This is a genomic window from Agromyces sp. PvR057 (genome assembly GCF_040547485.1).
GTDB lineage: Bacteria > Actinomycetota > Actinomycetes > Actinomycetales > Microbacteriaceae > Agromyces.
Genome location: NZ_JBEPPT010000002.1, coordinates 30,906 through 54,117, shown reverse-complemented (window position 1 = coordinate 54,117; position 23,212 = coordinate 30,906). Strand labels below are relative to the sequence as shown.

The 23,212-nt window shown below is 70.6% G+C and carries 23 protein-coding genes; 12 read left to right on the top strand and 11 right to left on the bottom strand.

Annotation, left to right across the window (positions count from 1 at the left end; genetic code table 11):
- Nucleotides 1–137 precede the first annotated feature (137 nt).
- Nucleotides 138–800 (bottom strand): fasciclin domain-containing protein, encoded by a 663-nt coding sequence (locus tag ABIC29_RS09510; protein WP_502915471.1) that lies wholly within the window; start codon nt 798–800, stop codon nt 138–140.
- A gap of 313 nt (nt 801–1,113) precedes the next feature.
- Here ABIC29_RS09510 and sigK point away from each other — a divergent pair, with 313 nt between their 5' ends.
- Both sigK and ABIC29_RS09500 read left to right on the top strand, forming a co-directional pair.
- Nucleotides 1,114–1,704: an ECF RNA polymerase sigma factor SigK gene (sigK, locus tag ABIC29_RS09505; RefSeq protein WP_116084579.1), complete on the top strand. Its 591-nt coding sequence runs from the start codon at nt 1,114–1,116 to the stop codon at nt 1,702–1,704.
- Nucleotides 1,701–2,573, top strand: coding sequence for an anti-sigma factor (locus ABIC29_RS09500; protein ID WP_354244773.1), 873 nt, complete (start codon nt 1,701–1,703; stop codon nt 2,571–2,573). Before sigK ends, ABIC29_RS09500 begins: the two co-directional genes overlap by 4 nt.
- A gap of 31 nt (nt 2,574–2,604) precedes the next feature.
- Here the strand turns inward: ABIC29_RS09500 and ABIC29_RS09495 are convergent, their stop codons facing one another.
- A complete protein-coding gene (locus ABIC29_RS09495) occupies nt 2,605–3,033 on the bottom strand; it encodes a cupin domain-containing protein (protein ID WP_116084584.1) in 429 nt (142 codons plus the stop codon).
- A gap of 151 nt (nt 3,034–3,184) precedes the next feature.
- Between ABIC29_RS09495 and ABIC29_RS09490 the strand changes: the two genes are divergently transcribed.
- Entirely contained in the window at nt 3,185–3,784 is a 600-nt protein-coding gene (locus ABIC29_RS09490; protein ID WP_116084587.1) for an antibiotic biosynthesis monooxygenase, read from the top strand.
- A gap of 42 nt (nt 3,785–3,826) precedes the next feature.
- Here the strand turns inward: ABIC29_RS09490 and ABIC29_RS09485 are convergent, their stop codons facing one another.
- Together ABIC29_RS09485 and ABIC29_RS09480 are read right to left on the bottom strand one after the other, a co-directional pair.
- Nucleotides 3,827–5,059 (bottom strand): hypothetical protein, encoded by a 1,233-nt coding sequence (locus tag ABIC29_RS09485; protein WP_354244769.1) that lies wholly within the window; start codon nt 5,057–5,059, stop codon nt 3,827–3,829.
- A gap of 134 nt (nt 5,060–5,193) precedes the next feature.
- The gene (locus tag ABIC29_RS09480) at nt 5,194–5,886 is read right to left on the bottom strand and encodes a DedA family protein (protein ID WP_354244766.1); all 693 of its coding nucleotides are present in this window, start codon (nt 5,884–5,886) and stop codon (nt 5,194–5,196) included.
- 165 nt (nt 5,887–6,051) lie between these two features.
- Between ABIC29_RS09480 and ABIC29_RS09475 the strand changes: the two genes are divergently transcribed.
- Together ABIC29_RS09475 and ABIC29_RS09470 are read left to right on the top strand one after the other, a co-directional pair.
- Complete coding sequence (locus ABIC29_RS09475) at nt 6,052–6,660, top strand: DnaJ family domain-containing protein (protein WP_354244763.1); 609 nt, start codon at nt 6,052–6,054, stop codon at nt 6,658–6,660.
- A gap of 100 nt (nt 6,661–6,760) precedes the next feature.
- Complete coding sequence (locus tag ABIC29_RS09470; protein WP_354244760.1) at nt 6,761–7,414, top strand: hypothetical protein; 654 nt, start codon at nt 6,761–6,763, stop codon at nt 7,412–7,414.
- A gap of 54 nt (nt 7,415–7,468) precedes the next feature.
- Here the strand turns inward: ABIC29_RS09470 and ABIC29_RS09465 are convergent, their stop codons facing one another.
- Together ABIC29_RS09465 and ABIC29_RS18995 are read right to left on the bottom strand one after the other, a co-directional pair.
- Nucleotides 7,469–7,654, bottom strand: coding sequence for a hypothetical protein (locus ABIC29_RS09465; protein WP_354244757.1), 186 nt, complete (start codon nt 7,652–7,654; stop codon nt 7,469–7,471).
- A 507-nt stretch (nt 7,655–8,161) separates the two neighbouring features.
- On the bottom strand, nt 8,162–8,842 hold the full coding sequence (locus ABIC29_RS18995; RefSeq protein WP_502915483.1) for a WapI family immunity protein: 681 nt from the start codon (nt 8,840–8,842) through the stop codon (nt 8,162–8,164).
- 5 nt (nt 8,843–8,847) lie between these two features.
- Here ABIC29_RS18995 and ABIC29_RS09455 point away from each other — a divergent pair, with 5 nt between their 5' ends.
- From ABIC29_RS09455 to ABIC29_RS09425, 7 genes are all read left to right on the top strand, one after another.
- Complete coding sequence (locus ABIC29_RS09455; protein WP_354244751.1) at nt 8,848–9,240, top strand: hypothetical protein; 393 nt, start codon at nt 8,848–8,850, stop codon at nt 9,238–9,240.
- 167 nt (nt 9,241–9,407) lie between these two features.
- The gene (locus ABIC29_RS09450; protein WP_354244748.1) at nt 9,408–9,902 is read left to right on the top strand and encodes a hypothetical protein; all 495 of its coding nucleotides are present in this window, start codon (nt 9,408–9,410) and stop codon (nt 9,900–9,902) included.
- Between the two features lie 12 nt (nt 9,903–9,914).
- Nucleotides 9,915–10,280 (top strand): substrate-binding domain-containing protein, encoded by a 366-nt coding sequence (locus ABIC29_RS09445; RefSeq protein WP_354244745.1) that lies wholly within the window; start codon nt 9,915–9,917, stop codon nt 10,278–10,280.
- A 356-nt stretch (nt 10,281–10,636) separates the two neighbouring features.
- Nucleotides 10,637–12,397 (top strand): alpha-glucosidase, encoded by a 1,761-nt coding sequence (locus ABIC29_RS09440; protein WP_354244743.1) that lies wholly within the window; start codon nt 10,637–10,639, stop codon nt 12,395–12,397.
- Between the two features lie 53 nt (nt 12,398–12,450).
- Entirely contained in the window at nt 12,451–13,911 is a 1,461-nt protein-coding gene (locus ABIC29_RS09435) for a metallophosphoesterase (RefSeq protein ID WP_354244740.1), read from the top strand.
- Entirely contained in the window at nt 13,908–14,762 is an 855-nt protein-coding gene (locus ABIC29_RS09430) for an EamA family transporter (protein ID WP_354244737.1), read from the top strand. Before ABIC29_RS09435 ends, ABIC29_RS09430 begins: the two co-directional genes overlap by 4 nt.
- A 97-nt stretch (nt 14,763–14,859) precedes the next feature.
- A complete protein-coding gene (locus ABIC29_RS09425) occupies nt 14,860–15,933 on the top strand; it encodes a substrate-binding domain-containing protein (RefSeq protein WP_354244735.1) in 1,074 nt (357 codons plus the stop codon).
- Nucleotides 15,934–15,970: 37 nt separating this feature from the next.
- Here the strand turns inward: ABIC29_RS09425 and ABIC29_RS09420 are convergent, their stop codons facing one another.
- From ABIC29_RS09420 to ABIC29_RS09400, 5 genes are read right to left on the bottom strand one after another with little or no spacing between them, the layout of a single operon-like run.
- The gene (locus ABIC29_RS09420; RefSeq protein ID WP_354244732.1) at nt 15,971–17,770 is read right to left on the bottom strand and encodes a glycoside hydrolase family 35 protein; all 1,800 of its coding nucleotides are present in this window, start codon (nt 17,768–17,770) and stop codon (nt 15,971–15,973) included.
- Between the two features lie 31 nt (nt 17,771–17,801).
- On the bottom strand, nt 17,802–20,207 hold the full coding sequence (locus ABIC29_RS09415; RefSeq protein ID WP_354244729.1) for a polysaccharide lyase 8 family protein: 2,406 nt from the start codon (nt 20,205–20,207) through the stop codon (nt 17,802–17,804).
- Nucleotides 20,208–20,239: 32 nt separating this feature from the next.
- A complete protein-coding gene (locus ABIC29_RS09410) occupies nt 20,240–21,253 on the bottom strand; it encodes a hydroxyacid dehydrogenase (RefSeq protein WP_354244726.1) in 1,014 nt (337 codons plus the stop codon).
- Nucleotides 21,250–22,212, bottom strand: coding sequence for a carbohydrate ABC transporter permease (locus tag ABIC29_RS09405; RefSeq protein ID WP_354244723.1), 963 nt, complete (start codon nt 22,210–22,212; stop codon nt 21,250–21,252). The genes ABIC29_RS09410 and ABIC29_RS09405 overlap by 4 nt, the downstream gene beginning before the upstream one ends.
- Nucleotides 22,209–23,138 (bottom strand): carbohydrate ABC transporter permease, encoded by a 930-nt coding sequence (locus ABIC29_RS09400; RefSeq protein ID WP_354244721.1) that lies wholly within the window; start codon nt 23,136–23,138, stop codon nt 22,209–22,211. Before ABIC29_RS09400 ends, ABIC29_RS09405 begins: the two co-directional genes overlap by 4 nt.
- Nucleotides 23,139–23,212 lie beyond the last annotated feature (74 nt).

Genomic DNA, 23,212 nt, shown 5'->3' with positions numbered 1-23,212 from the left:
ACAGGGCGACGGCCCCGGGTTCGGGATCCCGGGGCTGTCTGAGGTCCGCCTCCGCCACGCGCGTCGCCGGCGCGCAGCGGAGACGGGGTCAGTTGGGGCGCCGGCCGGTTCGGCGCGGCGCCCCGCCATCGGTCGGACTACATCGTCGGCATCAGCACCGTGTCGATGAGGTACACGGTCGCGTTCGCGGTGTGCACGCCGCCGCAGATGACCTTCGCGTCGTTGACCATGAGGTCGTCGCCCGAACCGGTCACCTCGACGGTGCCGCCCTGCACGGTCGTCTGCGTTCCGACGACCTCGTCAGGCGAGAGCTGGCCGGGCACCACGTGGTACGTCAGGATCGACGTCAGGGTCTCGGAGTCGGTCTTGAGCGACTCGATCGTGGCGGGGTCGATCTTCGCGAACGCGTCGTCGACGGGCGCGAAGACGGTGAACTCGTCGCCGTTCAGCGTGTCGACCAGGTTCACGTCGGGGTTCAGCTCACCCGAGACGGCCGCGGTAAGCGTGGTCAGCATCGGGTTGTTGGATGCCGCGACGGCGACCGGGTCCTCGGACATGCCGGCGACGGAGCCTGCGCCATCCGGCACGGCCTCCGCGTAGGCGGCGCAACCGGGGCCGACGAGGTCGGCGGCGGGATCCATGGCCTCTTCGGTGGGCGCCATGGACTCCTCGGATGTCGTGGGCTCCTCGGACTCCGACGAGCTGCTGCCGCCGGTGCTGCAGCCGGCCAGGCCGAGCATGGCGACGGCCGTGATCGAGAACACGGCGAGTGCGGTACGGGTGCTGCGGATCGATCGCATCGGATCTCCTCCTTCGTAGGGGCCGGCCCTGAGCGGGTCGACAGGAGGGGTTCGGAGGAGGTCGGCGATCGGATTGGACGGATCTGGAATCGGCTCGTTTCGGGCACGCCACCCAATCGGATCGGGCGTCGGCTCCGAATACCCGATGAAACGCGAAACGAGGTGCCCCGGTGACCACCGCTCCCCGCAGACGTGCCGGTTCGGGTACCGACCGGCACCTCCAGATCTCCGAGCCCGACGGATGACCCATCATGCCCTTCTCTCACGACCCGCGCCGACGCGCAAGGGGCGGTCGGCACGCCCACGCTCTGACATGCTGGATCCCGTGGTCGACGTCGCTGAGCAGCCCGAGGAACCCCCTCGCGCGCTCGAAGACCTCCTCGTGGCCACCGCGGCCGGCGACCGCGAGGCGTTCGGTGAGCTCTACGACGCGACCTCGGCCCGGGTCTTCGGCCTCGTGCGCCGCCTGCTCGTCGACGCGGCGCAGGCCGAGGAGGTGACGCAGGACGTGTTCCTCGAGGCATGGCAGACGGCCGCCAGGTTCGATCCCGAGCGCGGCTCGGCGATCCCGTGGCTGCTCACGCTCGCGCACCGACGGGCGGTCGACCGCGTGCGGGCGTCGCAGTCCTCGCGCGAACGCGACCTGAAGGCCGGCATCCGCGATCTCGAGGTTCCGGTCGACGAGGTCGCCGAGGCGGCCGAGATCGCGATCGAGCACGAGAAGGTCGCCGGGGCGCTGACCACGCTCAGCCCCGCGCAACGCGAGTGCATCTCGCTCGCCTACTACGGGGGCTGCACGCAGTCCGAGATCGCGACGAGACTCGACGTACCGCTGGGCACGGTGAAGACCCGGCTTCGAGATGGCATGATCCGATTGCGAGAGGCCCTGGGGGTGACGACATGAACCGAGCGGATGACGCGGGCGACGACGTGCGCGACCTCGCGCCGGCGTACGCGCTCGACGCCCTCGACGAGTTCGACCGCGCCAGGTTCGAGCGCGCCCTCGCCGCCTCCCCCGAGCTGCAGGCCGAGGTCGCCGCGTTCCGCGAGGTCGCGTCGGGCCTCGGCGACGCGGTCGAACCCGTCTCGCCGCCGGCCTCGCTCAAGGCGAGCCTGTTCGACCGGCTCGACTCGGCACCCCAGGAACGGCGAGCGGATGCCGCGGCGCCCGTCGAGGCGATCGACTCGGCTCCTGCGGAACCCGCGCCCGTCGCGCCCGTGTCGGACGCACCCGTCGCGCCCGCGACATCCGAGGCGCCCGAAGCCGCCCAGGCATCCGAGGTTCAGGCCGCACCGGTGGCCGACCTCGCCGCGCGCCGCAGGCGCCGACGCCTCGCGATCGCCTGGTCGTCGGCCGCCGCCGCCGTGCTGCTCATCGCGGGGGCCTTCATCGGCGCCAACTGGTTCGGCCCGAACGGCTGGGCCGCGCAGCGCGAGATGGCGGCACTGGCCGCGGCATCCGATGCGCAGCAGACCACGACACCGGTCGCCGGCGGCGGCGAGGTGACGCTCGTGTCCTCGGTCGAGCAGGGTCGCAGCGCGATCCTCGCCGACGGTCTCTCCGAGCTCGGCGATGAGCAGACCTACGAACTCTGGTACATCGACGAGGCCGGCGCGAGCTCGGCCGGCACGTTCGACGTCGCCGGCAGCGACGAGGCGTGGCGCATCCTCGAGGGTGACTTCGCTCCCGGCGTCGCCGTCGGCATCACGGTCGAGCCCGCGGGCGGTTCCCCGCAGCCGACGACCGAACCGGTCGCGGTCATCCAGACCTAGGCGTCGGCCACCGCGCCACGTGCCCGCGTCGTCACCAGGGCATCGGCCGGTCGCCGCCGCGCTCGGAGTCATCGGGGAAGTGCGGCAGCTCGGTGCCGCCGGCGCGGATGCACAGCCACCGCAGCTCGCCGGTGCCGCCCGGCGTGGCGCGCCACGTGCGCCACACGCCCTGCCCGACGCGCACGACCGTTCCGGGCCCGACGTCGAGGACCTCGTCGTCGAGGCCCATCTGCCCGCGGCCCTCGAGGAACACGTAGAGCTCCTCGACCTTCGCGTGGCGGTGCCAGTAGCCGGCTTCCTCCCCCGGTTGCAGCGCGTTCGCCGTCATGCCGAGGTACTGCATCGTCAGCTCGTGGTCGACGACGCGCCGCCCGTCACGGGAGCTGTCGGGGCGGAATCCGCCGAAATGCGATCGCCATGCGTCGAGGCCGCCGATGTCCAGAACCTGAAAGTCGCTCACCCGCGCAGCCTATCGACCTGAAACACTCGGGTAACGCGGGATGCCTACACTGGTGCAGGCCGAGGGGGCCCACGGAACACCGAGGGCCCTCGCGGCGTTTCTTCGCTCCGATCCCCGCACCACCCCCGCGGGCAACGAGAGGCCCCGACCCATGACCGCGAACGACCCCGTCACCGTCTCGATCCGTCGAGAGGTGGACCCCGAACGCATCCCCGAGGTGACCGCCTGGGTGCAGGCCGGCATCAACCGGGCGAACCGCTACCCCGGCTTCCTCGGTTCCGGCTGGGTGCGCGCCGGCGAAGACGCGAACGTCTGGCACATGCTCTACCGGTTCTCGAGCGAGGCGACCCTCGATGCTTGGGAGCACTCCGCCGAGCGCGCCGAGTGGCTCGCCACCGGCGAGGGCCTCGTGCGGTCGGAGCGGTCCCGTCGCCGCACCGGCATCGAGGGCTGGTTCGACGAGCCGCCGACCGGGTCGATCCCGGTCATCGACCCGTCGGCGACCTCCGACCTCGAAGACCTGCCGCCCGCACCGCCGCGCTGGAAGCAGGCGGTGACCATCTGGCTCGGGTTCTTCCCGGTGAACCTCGTGTTCGGCTACCTCGTCGCGCCCGTGCCCGGCTGGGGCGACCTGCCGCTCTGGCTCCGCGTGCTGGCGACCACGCTCGTGCTGACGCCGATCATGACGTACTGGGTGCTGCCGTTCGTGACCCGCTCGCTGCACCGCTGGCTCGCCCCGCGCACGAGCTGACCGGATGCCGCGGCCCGGCCGGAGCCGGCCGGGGTGACGTGTTCAGCGGCACTTCCCGGCTTCGGCGATCTGCGCGTCGCTCGGACGGCCGTAGGCCTGGATGCCAGACCCCTCGACGTCGTAGCCCGCGGCGATCGCCCACGCGGTCGCCCACATCTCGTCGTCGCCGCCGAAGACCGGCCCCGTGAAGAGCGGCTCGCACTCGGGCCGGACGACCTGGGCGTGGCCGACCTCGTGCACGACGACGGCCTTCGCGTTGACGTCGTCGCCGAAATGCCAGCCGATGCTGTGGCTGAGCTCGATCGTCGCCCAGCCGCCGTCGCCGTAGCGGTAGAGCGCCGTGCCCGCGTACCAGCCGTCGTCGCTGGACTTGTCGGCCACGACGTTCGCCCAGCGGAAGTCGAGGTTCACGCCGTGCGCGATCGACCTCGCGAAGTCCTCGATGGGCCCGCGAGCGGCGTAGTCGACCTCGGCCCGGCGCGCCGCCTCGGCACCGGCCGAGGCCCGCACGGCGTCGACAGCCTTCGAGAGCTTCACGTAGGCGCCGACGCTGTTCGGCGACTCGAACCAGTCGTCGCCGGCCTGGTCGATGCCGTGCTGCACGGCGATGCGCGACTCGTAGGTGGCGACCTGGTTCGCGTCGAGCACGGCGGCGGCGCTGTCTGCTGCCGAGGCGTAGAAGGCGACGCGGGCCTCCTCGGCGGCGGTGGCGGCGGCGTCGATGTCGCCGGCGGCGATCGTCATGGCCTCGAGCTCGTCGAGCAGTGCGCGGCCCCGCTCTCGGGTCTCGAGCACCTCGATGACGCTGACCCACGCCGGCCGCGTCCCACCCCGGTCGTACGCGATCGGGTCTGGCAGCGGCTCGACCGCGGTCGCCGCGAGTTCGGCCGCGGTGGTCGCGGCCGCCTCGAGCTCGACGGCGAGTTCGTCGGCGCCGAGTCCGTCGACGACGACCGCCGTGACGGCCGCGCCCTGGTCACCCGCGGACCCGGCGCGGGTGATGGCCGCCTTCAGGTCGCCGCGGGCGTCGTCGGCGCGCTGCTCGAGCTCGTCGACCGCCGCGATGTGGTCGGTGCGAACGGCGTGCGCGACGTACCCTGCCCCGAGGTACGTGCCGGTCGCGCCGAGCACCGCGACGCCGACGGCGAGCACCGGCACCCACCACGAGGTGCGGCGCGCGGTGCCGGCGAGTCCCGCCGCGGGTTCGGCGGCCGCCGCCGAGGGCTCGGCGGATTCCGCGGCGGGCGCGTCTGGCGCCGCAGGGGTGTCTGGCATGGGTGAGATCTCCGGGTCGGCCGCGTGGGCGGATCCGACGAACCTACCTGCCACCGTGCCGCGATGCCACGCGGTGGCGTCACGCTTGGGTAACGGCGCGAGCGGATGCCGCGGGCGGCCGCCGCGGCATCCGCTCAGGACCCTGCGGCCTCGCCGGCTTCGCGCTGCACGGCGCGGTGCTCGCGGATGCGACGCACGACGAGCACCACGAGCCCGACGCCGATCGCGCCGTAGACGAGGTAGTCGAGGTACTGCAGCCAGTGGTCGAGCGCCTCGTGCTGCGTGCCGAGCGCCGCCCCCACGCCGATGAGCAGCGAGTTCCACGCCGCCGAGCCGAGCGCGGTGAAGACCACGAAGGTCAGCAGCGGCATCCGATCGGCGCCGGCGGGCAGCGAGATGAGGCTGCGAACGCCCGGGATCATGCGGCCGAACAGCACCGACCAGCGCCCGTGCCGGTGGAACCACGCGGCGCCGCCCTCGAGGTCGGTGCGGCTGACGAGCCGCGTCCACGCGATCCAGTCGATGGCGCGACGGATGCCGATCGCCGCGCCGAGCGCGTAGAGCAGCAGGGCGCCGAGCACCGACGCGAGCGTCGACCACACGATGAGCCATCCGAGGTGCAGGTCGCCCGACTGGCTGAGGTAGCCCGCGAACGGCAGGATCACCTCGCTCGGGATGGGCGGGATGAGCACCTCGAGGAACACGAGCACGCCGACCCCGATGTCGCCGAGGGCGCTCAGGATGTCGGCGGCGAAGCCGGTGAGGCCCGTGAAGCCGTGGTCGGCGGTCTCGAGCGTCGCGGTCGCGATGGTCGTCAGGGGAGTCATGCGGCTCCGATGGTCGGCGGTCGGTGAGGGGTGCCCGTCGGCGTCGCCACGCTACCGATCGCGGGTGAACGAACGCTGGGTCTTCGAGCGATCGGACGAGCGGATGCCGCTCGCCTTCGTCGTATCGTGGAAGAGGGATGTCCGACGCCGCGAGGGAGGTCGAGGGTGAGCGAGGATCCGCAGCGCGCCGCGTCGCAGTACCGGCTCGATCGCCTCGCCCGTGACGAGGCGATCGCCCGTGGCGAAGATCCCGACGACACCGACCAGGCGACGGAACGGGCTCGACCGTCCACGGAGGCGGAGCGGGCGGCGTTCGTGGAGACCGCGATCCAGCAGGCGATCCGCCGCGGCGAGTTCGACGATCTCCCCGGCGCGGGAAAACCCCTCGAGGGATTGACCGGGCAGCACGACCCCGACTGGTGGATCCGCCGCAAGATCGAGCGCGAGCAGCTCAGCGGATTGGGTCCCCCAGCGCTCACCCTTCGGGTCGAGAACACGCAGCTCGAGGCACGCCTGGATGGGATGCACCGCGAGTCCGAGGTGCGCGAGGCGGTCGAGGACTTCAATCGGCGCGTGATCGAGGCGCGCCGCCAACTGCTCGGCGGTCCGCCCGTCGTGACCCCGACCCGGGATGCCGACGACGAGATCCGCGCGTGGCGCGAGCGCCGTGACGCCCGACAGCGCCAGGCGAGCGAGGAGCGCCGACGGCACGAGCACGAGCGCGAACACGCGCAGCGGGCCTCACGAACGCCGTGGTGGCGGCGTCGGGGCTGAGGGTCCTTCAACGCGACAGCCTCGGGCCGTAAGCGGATCGCCTTGCGGGGCGCTACTCGGGCGGGGACCGGTGGGCGGAGGGATCGGTTAGGTTCGTGGAATGCAGCCGCCGACGCCGGGCCCAATCGGATTCTTCGATGATGAAGACGCCGCGGCACGTCGAAATTCTGTGCCTGCAGCCGCACGTGCGCCCGATTGGATGAACGCACCCGAGGACGAACTGCCCGCCCGGATCATCCTCGATGAATTCATCGCCCGCACGAACGCGGCCGCACTAGTCCTACGGGAAGTGCGGGTGTACAGCACCGGCTTTGAAGTGGTTGTCGATTGGGCGCTGCGACGAACTGACGAGGAAGCAAAGTGGCATCAACTCGTCGACTCAGCGACGCGGTCTGTCGGTTGGATCCGGCAGCCAGAAGGTGGCGACACGAGCCTTCGATTTGGGATCACTCCAACCCATGGCACCAAGCTTCCTCTGGCAGGCGATGTCATCGCCAACGAGGGCGGCCCCGAATCAGTGCGGCCGCCGACCGTTATGCCTCGACGCGCCGGAGGACACGGAAACGATTACAGGTTCACGGGCTCGGGAGGGCTGTGGGTGTGGGCACCAGAGACGATGCGGGGCGAACTGACTTTCGTTGCCGAGTGGGCGCAAGCCGATATCCACGCCGCGGACGTTGTCTTGGACGGTGACGCGATCGCCGACGCGGCCAACAGGGCACGTAGATTCTGGAACGACAGCGACCAGAACTGACGCGTGCGGCCCAATGCGTGAGTGTCCTCCTAACGATCCCTTCCCGCGGACGAGTCAGACCGAAGAGGTATCGCCGACTTCGTCAACTTCGGTGAGATGATCCCAAGACTCCGATAGACCCTGTGCAGTGAAGACTTCGTAGAGCTGCGCGAACCCCGGAACCTCAAGCACCGCGCCATCGGGCCAGACCGCTTCGCACTCGTCGCAGATCTGCATCCGTCTGCTTGCGACGTCGAGCATGTACGTCCCGACTGTTCCTTGGTGACATCTGGGGCATGGGGCCATCTGCGCACTGTACCCGGATGCCCCTGACTCACTGAGGGATCCGCTATTGCCGACGTGATCGTGCGACGAGCCACCCGCTGACTGCGACGAGGATGATTCCGGCTAGCGCTGCGGCCGTGAGCGGCCAGTTCCCGAAGGTGACAGTTGCGACCAAGTCGTCGTGCCCCCAGGAACATCGATAGCCGAGCGGAAACAGCGATGCGCTGGAATCGACCGAGGATCCCGTGTAACCCGGGGGCGGTGCCGCGTAGCTGCAACGTTCCCACGCACGCCATGAGTCGACCATCGCGATTCCAAGAGCACCCAGGGTCAGCAGTGCGCCGACCACACCAAGGATCACGCCGGACGTACCTCCATCGCGCGCGGATGGTTGCACGCCCTCATTGGTCGCCGTCGAGCTCATATCCGAAGGCTAGCCAAAGTCACGCTGACGGATCGGTCGGCGCCCCGCTCGACCATCGTTCAACGCTCTGGGAATAGAGCGAGCTCTTCAGCCCATTGTCGAGCCGCGACATGGAGTTGCTGCCGATTGATGGGGATGAGCAGAACGAACTGATTCTCGCCCGTCCATTGTTCCCACGGCTCCCATGGCGGCCGCGCCTCGAGATCTAGAAGGATCCGGATTGCGAGCCCGCCACCGGATGTTGTCTCGGCTTCGAATGCGAGCACCGGCTCGGTGAAGATGAGCCTTTCCCCGGGCTTGGTGACGGTGCCGGAGCGAGGCTCTCCCTGATTCTCGACCCCGCTCAGATCTTGGAGCCATGAGCCGAGCTGGGCAGCCTCGAACGTGGTCAGGCAGGGGCTTGTGAACTCCCAGCCGCGTCCATTCTCCAAGCGAATCCGTGCTGCGACGTTGAGCCAATTCGCATCCCAAGAGTCCCTGGGCTTCGCAGCTGGGAACTGGTAGCCGAGTATCTCGAACTCGGCTCTGGGGCCCTGATCTGATCCAAGCTGCACGCCCTCAACATAGCGGCGCGCGCCCGATAGCGGATCCACTTGTGGTGTCGCACACAGGCGACTCGTGGGCCTGGTTTTCGGTTGGCGACCCGTCACCCTCGGTGCACGAAGCGTTACGCTGCGATCCGAGGCCTCGCTACCCGATGCGAGCTGTGCATCACGCGGCTTCGTGCCGGAAGGGAGCATCATCGATGACGCTGGATGCGGGGCCGCGCGCCACCGACGGGCCCGAGCCAAGTGCCAGCGGTCAGCGGCGATTCTGGGCCTACGCCCTGTATTCGTTGGGAGCCATCATCGGTGCCTGCGTGATGATCCTGGCGGTCCCTGTAGTGGCCCGTATCGCCGAGACGTCCGCCTTGGATGAGTACGGTCGAGCCGTGAGTCTGGCGTGGATGTCGGTCTTCGAGGTCGTGCTGGTCGTTTCGGCCGCAGTCGGAGCGATAGTCGCGCTGCTGGGCTTAGCGGTCCTTCGCGGCTATCGTCGCGGTGCGGCCGCCTACGTCCTGATCGGACTCGCCGTGCTGGGGTTGATCGTTGCGGCCGCCGCATTGCTGATGGTTCAGGCTGAGCGGGGATTTCCCTGATCGACGGGTCTGCTGTGCGCCCGCAGCCGGTCGGTCTACGCGGCGCCCAAGTCCCGCAAGCGGATCCGCTTGCGGTCGATCCGTCACTCCCAGCTACCCCTGTATTGAGGCGTGATCGTGATGATGGTTTCGACCCGCGGCGTGGCCTGCTCAACTAGCCTCCCGATATGCGTTCCCGCCGACACGCCCGCGGTCGCCTGACGATCCAGATTGGGTTGATGGCCGTTGTGGTGACCACCCTCTCGGCCTGCATCACCGCCCCTCCAATGGCATTTCGCCTCGGGTCAGACGGCGGACTGGACGTCGGGTCTTGCACTGACATGGGCGAGGTCACTGGCGTCAAGTTCGACCTGCAGCACTTCGTGGTCCCATGGGCGTACGAGCATGACGACGCGGCGGACTTGGAAATGACCTTCGCGCCGGCTCCCATGCCCGAGGGGCACTTCCTGTCCGTCGATCCCGGAGATACTTCCATCGGTCTCGATTTGGGTGCTGATGATTGGAATCGAATCGAAGTCACCCTTGTCGGAACGGACTTCGATCTCGTCGATCAGGTCAATCGCGACCAGCTCGTGCTTGACGAGTGGGTGTGGAATCGCGGTCAGATGGATGGCGCGGTTCGCCCCTGTGTTGAGCCGACGACATCGGTACGGATTGAATGACATCCGGCCGTTGTGACCGCAAACCGATCCTTCGCCGGCGACGCAGACCTTGACCACGCCAACGTCGCTGAGGTGGTGGACCAGTGGCTCGCGAGGGGCGTGGACGGGATCGTTGCCTACAACGACGACATTGCGGCGACAATCATCGGCGCTGCCCTCCGCGCCGGTGTGGCCGTCCCGCAGCAGCTGAAGGTGGTCGGACACGACGACAGCCCTCTGGCAAGTCTCTTCGTGCCGTCGTTGTCGAGCGTGCGCGTAGACAGTGCAGGCCTGGGCCGTTATCTCGCGCGGCTTGCGCTCAGCGCCGCGACCGGGTCGCCCCCGCCTGCTGCGGGACCCGATACCGATGCGGTGTTGATCCTCCGCGAAACGACTTGAGGGACGCATTGGGGATCCCTTATCTGCCGTCCGGAAGCCGGTCGGGCAGCGGGCGTGAGCCGACCGCCGAGGCGATCTCGCGGGCGCCGCGGAACGGGATTCCCGTTTACCCCGCCCGATGACAACGCCCGGACGGGTACGTCTACTGCACCTCCGCATCGACGGAGAGATCCGCGAGAGATGGCCATTCTGCCGAGATGTCAAAGGGCGCTGAAACTGCCATCGGCATGAGGGCGCATGTCTCGCGGGGTGCGAAGTCGGGTCCGGCGCGCGACCGGGCACCCGGCCGATGATCGAATCGACCGTTCGACGGGCCCGACTTCCGTCGGCGGCGCGCGTGCTGCTGAATGGTCTGCATGGCCGCAGTGAACGACCCCGTGCACCTCGACGACGCTCCGCCGGCGCGGGCGACCCGCCACCCGGGCCTCGGCGCCGACGACCCGTGGTGGAAGGCCGCCGTCGTGTACCAGGTCTATCCGCGGAGCTTCGCGGACTCCAACGGCGACGGCATCGGCGACATCCCCGGCATCATCGACCACCTCGGTCACCTCGAAGATCTGGGCGTCGACGTGGTCTGGCTCTCGCCCGTGTACGCCTCACCCCAGGACGACAACGGGTACGACATCAGCGACTACTACGCGGTCGACCCGAGCTTCGGGACACTCGAGGATCTCCACGACCTCATCGCAGGGCTGCACGCCCGCGGTATGAAGCTCGTCATGGACCTCGTCGTCAACCACACCTCGGACGAGCACGACTGGTTCCGGCAGTCGGCCTCGAGCCGAGACGATCCCAAGCGGGACTGGTACATCTGGCGCGACCCGCGCGACGGCGCAGAGCCCAACAACTGGGGCTCGTTCTTCTCCGGACCCGCCTGGACCCTCGACGAGGCGACCGGCCAGTACTACCTGCACCTCTTCTCGAAGAAGCAGCCCGACCTGAACTGGGAGAACCCGGATGTGCGCGCGGCGATCCACCGGATGATGAACTGGTGGCTCGATCGAGGCGTCGACGGCTTCCGCATGGACGTGATCAGCTTCATCTCCAAGCACCCCGACCTCCCCGACGGTCCGGTCCCCTCCGAGGGCGCGTTCGGCGACGGCATCGAGCTCTTCGGCTCCGGCCCGCGCATCCACGAGTTCCTCCAGGAGATGCACCGCGAAGTCTTCGCGGGCCGTGATGCCGACCTCGTGACGGTCGGCGAGATGGTCGACGCGACGCCGGCGAAGGCCCGGCTGTACACCGACCCCGATCGGCGCGAGCTCGACATGGTCTTCCATTTCGAGCACGTCGGCCTCGATCACGGGCAGGGCGGGCGGTTCAGCCCGCGCGGGTACGAGCTCGTCGAGCTCAAGCGGTCGTTCGCCGGCTGGCAGCGCGAGCTCGCCGACGTCGGCTGGAACAGCCTGTACTGGAACAATCACGACCAGCCGCGCGTCGTGTCCCGGTTCGGCAACGACGCCGAGCACTGGTACACGTCGGCGACGGCGCTCGCGACCGTCCTGCACCTGCAGCGCGGTACGCCCTACGTCTACCAGGGCGAGGAGCTCGGCATGAGGAACATGCCGTTCACCGCGCTCGAGGAGCTCCGCGACATCGAGAGCCTGAACCACGCCCGCGTCTCGGCACTCGCGGGCGACGGGACGCTCGACCCGCAGGTGCTCGCCGACATCGTGCGGTCCGGGCGGGACAATGCGAGGACCCCCATGCAGTGGACCGGCGGACGCAACGCGGGCTTCACCGAGGGCGAGCCATGGATCCGCGTGAACCCCGACCACGCGAGCATCAACGCGGAGGCGCAACGTGCGGACGCGGCATCCGTCTTCGCCTGGTACCGCAGGCTGATCGAGCTGCGGCACACCGAGGCGGTGGTGATCGACGGGGTGTTCGACCTGGTGGCGCCCGATGATCCCCAGCTGTTCGCCTACACCCGCACCGGCGAGCGGACGGCGCTCCTGGTCATCGCGAACTGCTCGGACGACCCGGCGGCCGTGCCCGCCGACGTGCGCGAGTCGTGGTCGGGCGCCGAGACGGTGCTCGCCAACATGCCGGGCGAACGGATGCTGCCGCCCACCATGGCGCCATGGCAGACGCTCGTGGTTCGGCGATCGTTTTGATTGTTTGATCAGATTATCTTCCGCATTGAGCGTTCTTACGGCTGAATGGTCGTATGAATTCGCCGCTGCACCGCGAAGCGCTCCTGTCGCTGAGCCGAGACCCGCTCGCCTCGATCGCGTTCGACGCGGAGTGGACCCGTTCGGGGTGGGACCTCCTCCCTCCTGACGAATGGATGCGGCATCCCGGCGATGGCTCGAACGGCCTGCTCGCCAGGAAGGCGTTCACGAGGGGCGCCGGTGCGACCATCGCCGTCGCCGACGCGGAGCGCCCCGGCTCCGGCCGGCCCGCCGTCCTGACGGCGCCCGACGTTCGGCTCGACGGCCGCCGCACCGCGGTCCTCGAGTTCGACGAGCACCTCCGCCTCGCCGGCAACGCGGAAGCCCTCGTCGAGGTCGCGTTCGACGACCGCGACCCGGTCGTGGTGCGCCACGATCGCGCCGGCGCGGCCCGCGGGTCGAGCCACGCGGCCATCACGATCGACGTGCCGGCCGGGGTCTTCGCCATGACCGTCCGCTGGTCGTTCCTGCCGGCACCCGACCCGGCCGGGACGTGCTTCTGGGCCGTCGCCGAGGTCGAGGTGCACGCCGAGGCATGGTGCGAGCCGGGAACGCCGCGCGGTGCCATCGACGTCGTGAGCGACATCCAGGGCGATCTCGACGACCTCGCCGACAGCGTGCGCTTCTTCGAGCGGTGCGAGCCGGCATCCGACGCGCTCCTCATGGTCGGCGACCTCGTCGCCCACGGCACCGCGCAGAACTGGGCCGACCTGCGCGCAGCCTGCGACCGCCACCCTCACCCCTCCGGGCGCCGATTCGCGGCGCTCGGCAACCACGAGCTCTACGGGCCCGACGGCCACGCCGCGATGTCGGCGCGGTTCCTCGAATTCGCGGGCCGCGACACGGTGTGGGGCGAGACCGAGATCGCCGGCCTGCCCGTGCTGGCGATCGGCTCCGAGGCATACGACTACCGCGCGCTGAACGGTGCCGGCCCGTTCGTGGCGATGTCGGCGCGGCAGTTCGCGTGGCTCAGGTCGAGGCTCGAGCACTGGGCCGCGGTCGGCAGCACCGTGCTGCTCCTCAGCCATCACCCGCTCCCCTGCAGCGTCGCCGGCAGCCACCTGCCGTTCTCGGCCGACGACTACCTCGAGCAGGCCGAGCTCGAGGCGCTGCTCGGAGCGCACCCGAACGTCGTCATGCTCTCGGGCCACACCCACTGGGACCTCGGCAGCGAGGACGCCGTGATACGACGGCGCGTGCCAGGCGGCGACCCCCGCGGGTTCGCGATCGTCTCGACGGGCGCGCTCGAGCTGATGTACGGGCTCGACGACGACGGCGTCGAGGTCGTCACGGGCCAGCAGGACGAGCACCAGGCGGTGCGGCTCGTCGTGTTCGACGACCGGATCCGCGTCGAAGGATGGGACGTGAAGCGCCGGCGGATGCTGCGGTCGACCGACCTGCCGATCGCCCTCGCCGCCCGCGACGCGAGCGCCTCCGCCGTGGCGGATCGCGCATGACCGCACTCGTCATCGCGCCGGTGCTGCTGGCCGCGGCGCTGCACAGCGCCTGGAACGCGATCGCGAAGGCGGCGCCCGATCGCACGACGGTCTCGGCGCTCATCGGCACCGTCTACTGCGTCACGGGTGCGATCGGCGCCATCGCGCTGCCGCTGCCGACCCCGGCGGCGGTGCCGTTCATCGCGGCCTCGGTGCTCGTGCAGACGGCCTACATGCTGCTGCTCTCCGCGGCCTACGCGCGCGGCGAGTTCAGCCAGGCCTATCCGCTCGCGCGCGGAACGTCGGTCGTGATCGTCATCGCGGTGTCGGTGGGCCTGTTGGGAGAGACGCTCACGCCCGTGCAGTCGCTGGGCGTGGCCGTGGTCGCCATCGCCCTGTTCGCACTCGCGGCGCCGGCGCGCGGAACCCGGATCGACCTCGGCGCCGTCGGCTTCGCGGCGCTCACCGGGTGCGCCATCGCGGCCTACTCGCTCATCGACGGCATCGGCGTGCGCGCCGCCGGCGACGCCTTCCCCTACATGGCGTGGCTGTTCCTGCTGCACGGTGCGCTCCTCGTCGCGACCTGCCTCCTGCTGCTCCGGCGGCAGTCGCCGCGGGGGATGCTGAGCCTCGACCTGCGGCGCAACCTCGTGCCCGGCCTCGTCGGGGGCCTCCTCTCGCTGATCGCGTACGGCACGGTCGTCTGGGCGCAGAGCCTCGCCCCGCTCGCGGTCGTGTCCGCGCTCCGCGAGTCGAGCGTGCTGTTCGCCGCGATCATCGGCGCGACCCTGTTCCGGGAGCGGATGACCCTGGTGCGCGCGACGATGACCGTCGCGGCCGCACTCGGGATCGCGGTCATCCGGTTCGGCTGAACGGAATACGATCACCGATGCGTATATTGATCATCAAGTCGATCATTCGATCACACCTCGAACCAGGCGCCGCGGTCGGCGAGAGAAGAGCACGCACATGAGCCGAAGCGTCACCGATCGACGGGCCGAGATCGTCCGCCTCGTGTCGGAGGGCGCGTCCTGGCGACTCGCCGAGCTCTCCGAAGAGCTCGACGTCTCAGCGGTGACCGTGCGACGCGACGTCGAGCACCTCGCCGCAGAAGGGCGCGTGCGACGCACGCACGGCTCCGTGACGGGCGTCACCGGCCACGAGGCATCCGAAGCGCGGTCGCAGCTGACCATCGGCATGGTCGCACCGCACGCGGAGTACTACTTCGGCACCGTCGTGCACGGCGCCCGCGCCGCGGCCGTCGACCACGGCGCCCGACTCACGCTCGGCGTCTCGGCCTACGACAGCGAGCTCGAGATGCGACTCGCGAGCCGGCTCGTCGACCGCGGCGTCGACGGCCTCCTGCTCGCGCCGACACCCGACTACGCGACGGGCGTCGTGAGCGACGAGGTGCAGGAGTGGCTCGCCTCGATCCGCGTGCCGGTCGTGCTCGTCGAACGCCAGATGAGCGCCGGCGGCCGTGGTGCGGAGCTCGACCGCGTGGTGTCCGCGCACGACGTGGGCTGCGCCTCCGCCGTGCGCCACCTCGCCGACCTCGGGCACACGAGGCTCGCGTTCATCGCGATCGACGGGCCGAACACCGTCCCGATCCGCACCGGGTACCTCGACGGCATCCGCGCCACCGGGGTGCGATCGCTGGGCGAGATCACCGAACGACCGGGCGATACCGCCGAGTCCGTGCGGGCGTTGCTCGCCCTCGTCGAACAGGGCGCCACGGCGGTCGTCGTGCACAACGACCAGCTCGCCATGCGCCTGCTCGCGCATTTCGACGGCGCCGGCGTGCGGGTCCCCGACGACCTGTCGCTCGTCTGCTACGACGACATCAGCGCCGAGCTCGCCCAGCCTGCGCTGACCGCCGTGGCGCCGCAGAAGGCCGAGATCGGCCGGCGTGCGTTCCGGCTCATCGCCGAGCGCATCGCGGCCCGCGCGACCGGTGCGGCGTCGATCGGCGCCGAGCACGTCGCCCTCGTGCCCACGCTCCGCGTGCGCAACTCGACCAGGGTCTGGCGCGCCGAGCCGTAGGGCCGGCAGCCGGGCGGGCCGGCGAGCTCGGCCGGCGTCAGCCCTCCCACACGGGGGCGGCCACCACCCGGGCCGCCGCCCCGTCGCCGTCGCCCGGCTCGAGGTCGAGGACGACGACCTCGTTGCGGCCGGCCACGACGACGGGCCACGGCACGTACAGCGCGCGTTGCGGTCCGGTGCCGATCAGGCGCCCGAGGCAGAACCCGTTGACCCACGCCACCGCCCGCGCGACGCCGTCGATCGCGAGCCAGGCGTCGGCCGCGGCATCCGCCTCGAAGGCGCCGACGCGGAACCGCGGCCCTGGAAGCGTCGACACGTCGGAGTCGTGCCACTCGGGCGGCAGCGCATCGATCCGGCACGCGCGGGTCGAGAACCCGTGCACGAGCTGGATCCCGTGACGCACTTGTCCGGTGATGCCCTTGCGCTCCCCGACCAGCGGGCCGTAGTTCACGCGGCCGAGCGATTCGACGACGAGGTCGATGCGCAGCCCATCGGCCGGCACGGCCGGGAGGTCGACCACCACGTCGGGCCCCGAGGCCCGGGCGAGGAGTCGCCCGGCGGCGTACACCGAGACGCGGTCGCCGACGCCGAGGCAGCTCAGCGGCATCGGCGGGCGGCGGCCGCGGAGCACCGTCGTGTGCCACGCGACGCCCTGGTCGATGCCGAGCTCGTCGAGGGTCGGCGCGAGCGGAGTGCGCACGGCGTCGACCGGCACGAGCGAGGTGGCGAAGAGCAGCGGCCCGGGGGCGAGCTCGACGGCGGCCTCCGACAGCGTCGGCATCGGCGACGGCACGGGCACGGGCCCCGACCGCTGCGACGTCGCACCCGCCGCGGCACCGGCCGCCGTTCCGCCGAGTCGCTGCAGCACCTCGCGGAAGAGCTCGAACTTGGCGGTCGGCTCCCCGCGTTCGTCGATCGGCGCGTCGTAGTCGTAGGAGGTGATGGTCGGCTGCGGCACCCCGTCGTGCTGCGCACCCGCCCGGTTGCCGCCCGACCAGGTGCCGAAGTTGGTCCCGCCCTGCGCCATGTAGAGGTTGACGGATGCCCCGGCCTCGAGGAGTTCCTCGAGCGCCGCAGCCGCGTCGGCCGGGTCGCGGGTGACATGCCCGTCGCCCCAGTGGTCGAACCATCCGTCCCAGAACTCCATGACCATCCGGGGTTCGCCCGGTCGCAGCTCGTCGAGGGCCTCGAACGCCGCACGGGCGCCGCTGCCGAAGTTGAGCGTCGCGAGCACGCCGTCGACCAGCCCGCCCGAGAGCATCCACGGTTCGGGTCCGTCGCTCGTGAACAGCGGCACGTCGATCCCGCGCGAGGCGAGCCCGTCGCGAAGGCGCTCGAGGTACGCGACATCCGAGCCGAACGAACCGTACTCGTTCTCGACCTGGACCATGATCACGTTGCCGCCGCGGGTCACCTGGCGTTCGGCGACGACGGGGATGAGCACGTCGAACCACGACTCGACGGCGGCGAGCCAGCCGTCGTCGAGGCAGCGGATCCGGCCGGCCTGCCGGTGCGTGATCCACGCCGGCAGCCCGCCGTTCTCCCATTCGGCGCAGATGTACGGGCCGGGTCGCACGATCGCGTCGAGTCCCTCGGCTGCGGCGAGGTCGAGGAACTCGGCGAGGTCGTCGAGTCGTTCGAACCGGCCCTCGTCGCGCTCGTGCAGGTTCCACGGCACGTACGTCTCGACCGCGTTCAGGCCCATCGCCCGCAGCATCCGGAGTTGCCGCGGCCATTGCGCACGGTGCAGGCGGAAGTAGTGCAGCGCCCCCGAGAGCACGCGGTGCTCGCGTCCGTCGCGGAGGAATCGGGCGCCGTCGATGGCGAAGGTGGTCACGCGGAACTGCCTCTCGGTGGGGTCTCGGCGGTCAGGCCAGGTTCACGGTCGCGGTGAGCGAGGCACCGGCGCGGCCGCCGACGGTGAAGCGGAGTCGGATGTCGGCGCCGTCGCCGAGCTTCACGACGCCCACGCCGAGCGCGGCCACCGAGCCGGCGCGCGACCACACGAGGTCGATCGTGGTCTCGGCCTGCTTCGGATCGGCGAGCGCGATGGTCGCCGTGGTGCCGTCGACGCGCACGGTCACGCTCGCCGGCTTCGTGACCGAGAGCCCGGCGATCGGCGCCGTCGGGACCTCCCAGAAGTTCACGAGCGTCGCCCCGGCGGATGGGACCGACACGGCCTGCGCGAACCGGTCGTTCTGCAGCACGCTCGCCCACGCCCCCGTCGCACGCGCCTGCGTGGTCGCGCTCGAGGCGGCCGGCAGCATCGCGTAGGCGTACGCGGCGCCGCTCGGGTCCTGGCCATGTGCGAGGTAGAGGCTCACGTAGCGCCGCGTGGCGGAGACGGTCGACCCGCCCGTGTTGATGGTCTTCCATGCACCGGCTCGATCGGTGCGCTGCACGCCCACCTGCTGGCCCGGGGCGAGGAAGACGTACCCGCCGTGACCCTCGAGGTGCGCCCAGGCGGGGCCTGCGGCGGTGTACGAGGAGCCGGCGGTCGCGACCCGGGCGACTCCGTCGACGACGAGCGCGTTCGCACCGCCCTGGCCAACGGCCCGATTGTCGATGACGGAGGTGACGCCGGCGCCGTCGGTCGAGGAGATGTTCGCGCCGAGGCAGAGGATCGCGTCGTCGACGACGAACCACGACTTCTTGCCGCCGAGGGTGGACTGCAGTCCCGTGAGCGTCATGCCGACCGCGGCCACCCGGCCGTCCGAGGCTCCGCCCGCCCACGACGTCGTGGGCATCGAACCGCCCCACGCCGGTCCGGCGCCGTCGGCGAGGGGCTTCAGCGACACGGTCGTCCCCGGCAGCCGGTACGGGTCGACGGTCGGCCAGTAGTGGTCGGAGTACTGGGCTCCGTGCGCTCCGCCGACGCCCCACCACGAGACCATGCCGTTGCTCCCGTGCCAGCCGCGCAGGTTCTCGCCGTTGCCGTGCTCGTAGTACGAGGTGCGCTTCGAGCACATGGCGATGGATGCGGCGAAGGTCGTCGTCCGCACGACGACGCGGTCCATCGCGCCGAACACCCGGATGCCGGTGCCCTCGTCGGCCTGGGCGACCGCGGGGTCGGCGAGCAGGGCTCGCAGGCGGGCGTAGGCGGCGACCCCGAGCGACGTGTCGGCGGCGAGCGGCAGCGTCGAGTCGCGTTGGATCCACCCCTTGGCGAGCGCACGCCAGCGGGCGCGCTCGGCCGTGGAGGCCGCTCCGGCGAGCGCGACGACGGATGCCGCGATCGAATGGCCACGCGTGTGATCGCTCTCGAACGAGACGCCGTCGGCGCCGAGCCCGCGACTGACGCCGCGCCCCGAGACCGTGTCCATCACGATGCCGTCGTGCATGAACGGGGCGAACGCCCGCTCGACGGCGTCGAAGAGCACCTGGCGTTGCGGATCGACCACGGCCCACTCCGTGCCGGTGAGCAGGGCGATCAGCCGGCTCGTCGACCCGAGCAGCACCGCGCCGTAGGTGCCGGTGTAGGGGATCACGGTGTGCTGGATGAACGAGCCGTCGGCGTGGAGTCCGTCACCCGAGGTCACGAGCGGGAAGACGGGCGAGAGCCGGTCGCGCGCCGACGCGAGCCTGCCGCCGTCGTCGGCGATCGCACCGCTGAGGGCTCGGCCGAGGCAGATGTCGGCGAGGTTCGCCCCCGTCGCGAGGCTGCCGGCGAACACGGTGTCGGGGAGGAAGTGGTCGGCCGCGGCCACGACCGCGGCTCGCGTGGCGGCCGGGAGCGCGCCGTGCACGAGGATCGCCGCCGACTGCAGCGACTGCGCGGTGCCGATGCGCCAGTCCCACCAGTTGCCGTACTCGGGTGTGCTCGCCGTGTAGAGGTTGGCGGCGGTGTGGCCGATCCCGGCGGCGACGGACGCGGTCGCCGCCGCATCCCCCGTGAGTCCGGTGCCCGGGCTCGCGACCGCGCGGGCGATCGTGAGGAGCCGGTTGGCCGTCGCGGTGACGTTGGCACTGGCGCCCGTCACCACGAGATCGGGCCAGAGCGACGCCGAGGTGCCCGACATCGAGGCGAGCCACGTCTCGGCATCGGCACCGAGCGTCGCGAGCCGGGTGGCGGTGCCCGCGTCCGCGAGGTCGAGGCCCTCGCCGACGGTCAGGGCGATCCACCTCGACCGCAGCGCGGCGACGTCGGCCGCCGTCGCCGCGCGGAGCGGGCCGAGCAGCGCCCGGCCCGCCTTCGCGTGCGCAGGCTCGGCTCCGATGAGCGCCAGGCCCGCGGATGCGGCGGCGGCGGCGAGGAACGAACGGCGGAGCATCATCTTCGATTTCCCTTCGTCGGTGGTGCGAACGGTCAGGCCAGGTGAACCACGTTCTCGGGCGCGATGTCGTGCCGGAACGGCTCTCCGGCGGCGAACCGCGCGAGCTCACGCACGGTCTCGTCGCCGAGGCGCAGCAGCTCGTTGCCCTGGGAACCGGCGATGTGCGGCGTGAGCACGAGGTTCGGCACGTCGAACAACGGCGAATCCTCGTCGAGCACATCGGGTTCGGTGACGTCGACGACGGCGTAGAGCCGGCCGCTCCGGAGTTCGTCCACGAGCGCGTCCTGCTCGACGAGGCTGCCGCGGGCGGTGTTGATGAGGGTCGCGCCGTCGCGCATCGAGGCGAGGCCGGCACGATCGATCATGTGCCGCGTCTCGGCCATCTCGGGGGCGTGCAGGCTCACCACGTCGCTCGAGGCGAGCAGCTCGGCCAGGCCCGCCCGTCGGACGCCCGCGATCTCGTCGTCGGCGACGGGGTCGTAGAGCAGCACCTCCACGTCGAAGGGCCGCAGCAGCTCGATCACGCGGCGGCCGATGCGCGAGGCGCCGATGATGCCGACCCGCACGCCGTTGTTGCCCCAGCGGGATCGGCGGCTCGCCTCCGGCCGGTACTCGCGGGTCTCGCGGTACTCGGCCGAGATCGCGAAGACGCGCTTGCCCGCCAGGAGGATGCTCGCGAGCGCGTACTCGGCGACCGGCAGCGCGTTGGTCGCGGCTTCGGAACTCACGCGGATGCCGCGGGCGAACGAGGCGTCCGTCGCGAAGCCCTTGACCGAGCCGGCCGCGTAGACGACGGCGCGAAGTCGCGGCATCCGCGCCAGGGCGTGCTCGTCGAGTCTCGGGCACCCCCAGCAGGCGATGAGCACCTCGACGTCGAGCAGGTCGGCGCCGTCGGGCACCGTTCCGTCGAGCACGTCGGCGATGAGGTCGACATGCGTGCCCAGTCGCTCCCGCCAGTCGGCGCCGAAGAGTCGCGGCGCTAGGTCGGGGTGCATGGCGAGGGCGGCGACGGGGCGCGACGCGAGCCAGGCCTCGGCCTCGCTCATTTGAGCGCCCCCGAGCCGATGCCCGCCTGCCAGTACCGCTGCAGCGAGAGGAACAGGGCGATCACCGGCAGCATCGCCACGAGCGAGCCGACGATCACGAGCGAGGCGAACTCGGGGTCGGCGATCGCGAGGCCGTTCCACGTGTAGATGCCGAGGCTGACCGGGAAGAGGTCCTTGTCGGTGAGCATGACCAGCGGCAGGAAGAAGTTGTTCCAGATCCCGCTGAACGACATGAGCAGCAGCGTCACGATGCCGGGCTTCATGAGCGGCACGACGATGCTCGCGAAGGTGCGGAACTCTCCCGCACCGTCGAGGCGCGCCGCCTCGACGAGTTCGACGGGCACGTAGCTCGCCGAGAAGACGCGGGCGAGGTAGACGCCGAACGGGCTCGCGATGCCGGGCAGGAACACGCCCCAGAACGTGTTGACGAGCCCGACGTTCGCGGCCAGCAGGTAGAGCGGCACGGTCGTGACGGCGGCCGGCACGAGCACGCCCACGAGCACGAACGCGAACCAGCGCTCCTTGCCCGGGAAGTCGAACTTGTCGAAGGCGTACCCGGCCAGGAACGACACGCTCACCGATGCCACCGACCCGAGTCCGGCGTAGAGGAGCGTGTTCAGCATCCATCGGGCGTAGATCCCGTCGTCGAAGCTGAAGACGCGCCCGAGGTTCTCGAAGAGGTTGAACTCCGCGAACGAGAATCCCGGAGTGCCGAAGAGGTCGGGAGTGTCCTTCGTCGAGGCGATGAGGAGCCACGTCAGGGGAAGCAGCGTGTAGAGCGCGAAGAGCACGAGCACGAGGTTCACGACCCAGCGCGACATGAGCGGCGGTGCCACCGGCCCCCGCGGAGGGCGACGGATGCCGCGTGCCGCGGTACCGGCGTCGGCAGGCGAGGTGATCGCCTGGGTCTCGGTCCGCAGGCGCTGGTCGCCGCCCACGCGGGTGTCGATCGCGGTCATGCGCTGGCCCTCGTTCCGAACTTCGTGACGGCCCAGGACATGGCGCCGATGACGACCGCGAAGATGACCGCGGTGGCGGCCGCGTAGCCGAGGTCGTGGCGCTCGAAGGCGGTCTGGTAGATGAACATGTTCGGCGTCCAGGTGCTCGTGATGGCCGTGGCCCGGCTCGAGAGCAGCAGCGGCTCGGCGAAGAGCTGCATCGCCCCGACGACGGTGAACAGCACGGCGACCGTGATCGCGCCCACGATCATGCGCGCCTTGATGGCGAGGGCGGTGCGGATCGGTCCGGCGCCGTCGATGGCGGCCGCTTCGAGCACGTCGCGGGGCACGGCCTGGAGCGCCGCGTAGAAGAGGATGACGTTGTACCCGGTGTGCAGCCACACCGAGAGGTTCGTGAGCGAGAGGATCGCGGCGGTCATGGAGGAGAGGTCCCACGTGCCTCCCGCGGCCTCGAACGCGTCCACGAGCGGGCTGATCCCGGGCGTGTAGAGATAGAGCCAGATGATCGCGGCGATGAGTCCGGGGACGATGTTCGGCAGGTAGAAGGCGAGCCGGAAGAATGACCTGGCCTTCGCGGCCGCCGAGTCCAGCAGGAGCGCGACGACGAGCGCGACGAGCGTCATCGTGGGGATGTAGACGAGCACGTAGAGGAAGATGTTCACGAATCCCGAGGTGAACTTCGGGTCGCCGAACGCTCGCACGAAGTTGTCGAGTCCGACGAAGACCTGCTCCGTGCCGCCGAAGCCGAGCCCGCTCGACTGCTCGCTGAAGAGGCTGAGGCCGAGCGAGTAGCACAGCGGCACGATGGTGAACAGGGCGAACAGCACGAAGAACGGGGCGAGGAACAGGGCGGCGACCCGGCGCGAACGCCGCGTCGTGCGCGAGCGCCGTGCCGCGGTCGCACGTCTGGCGGTCGAGATGCTCATGTCGACTCCTTCCGAGGTTGGGGCGGGGCGCCGGCCAGCACGGCCGGCGCCCCTGAACCGGCTGCGCCGGGCCG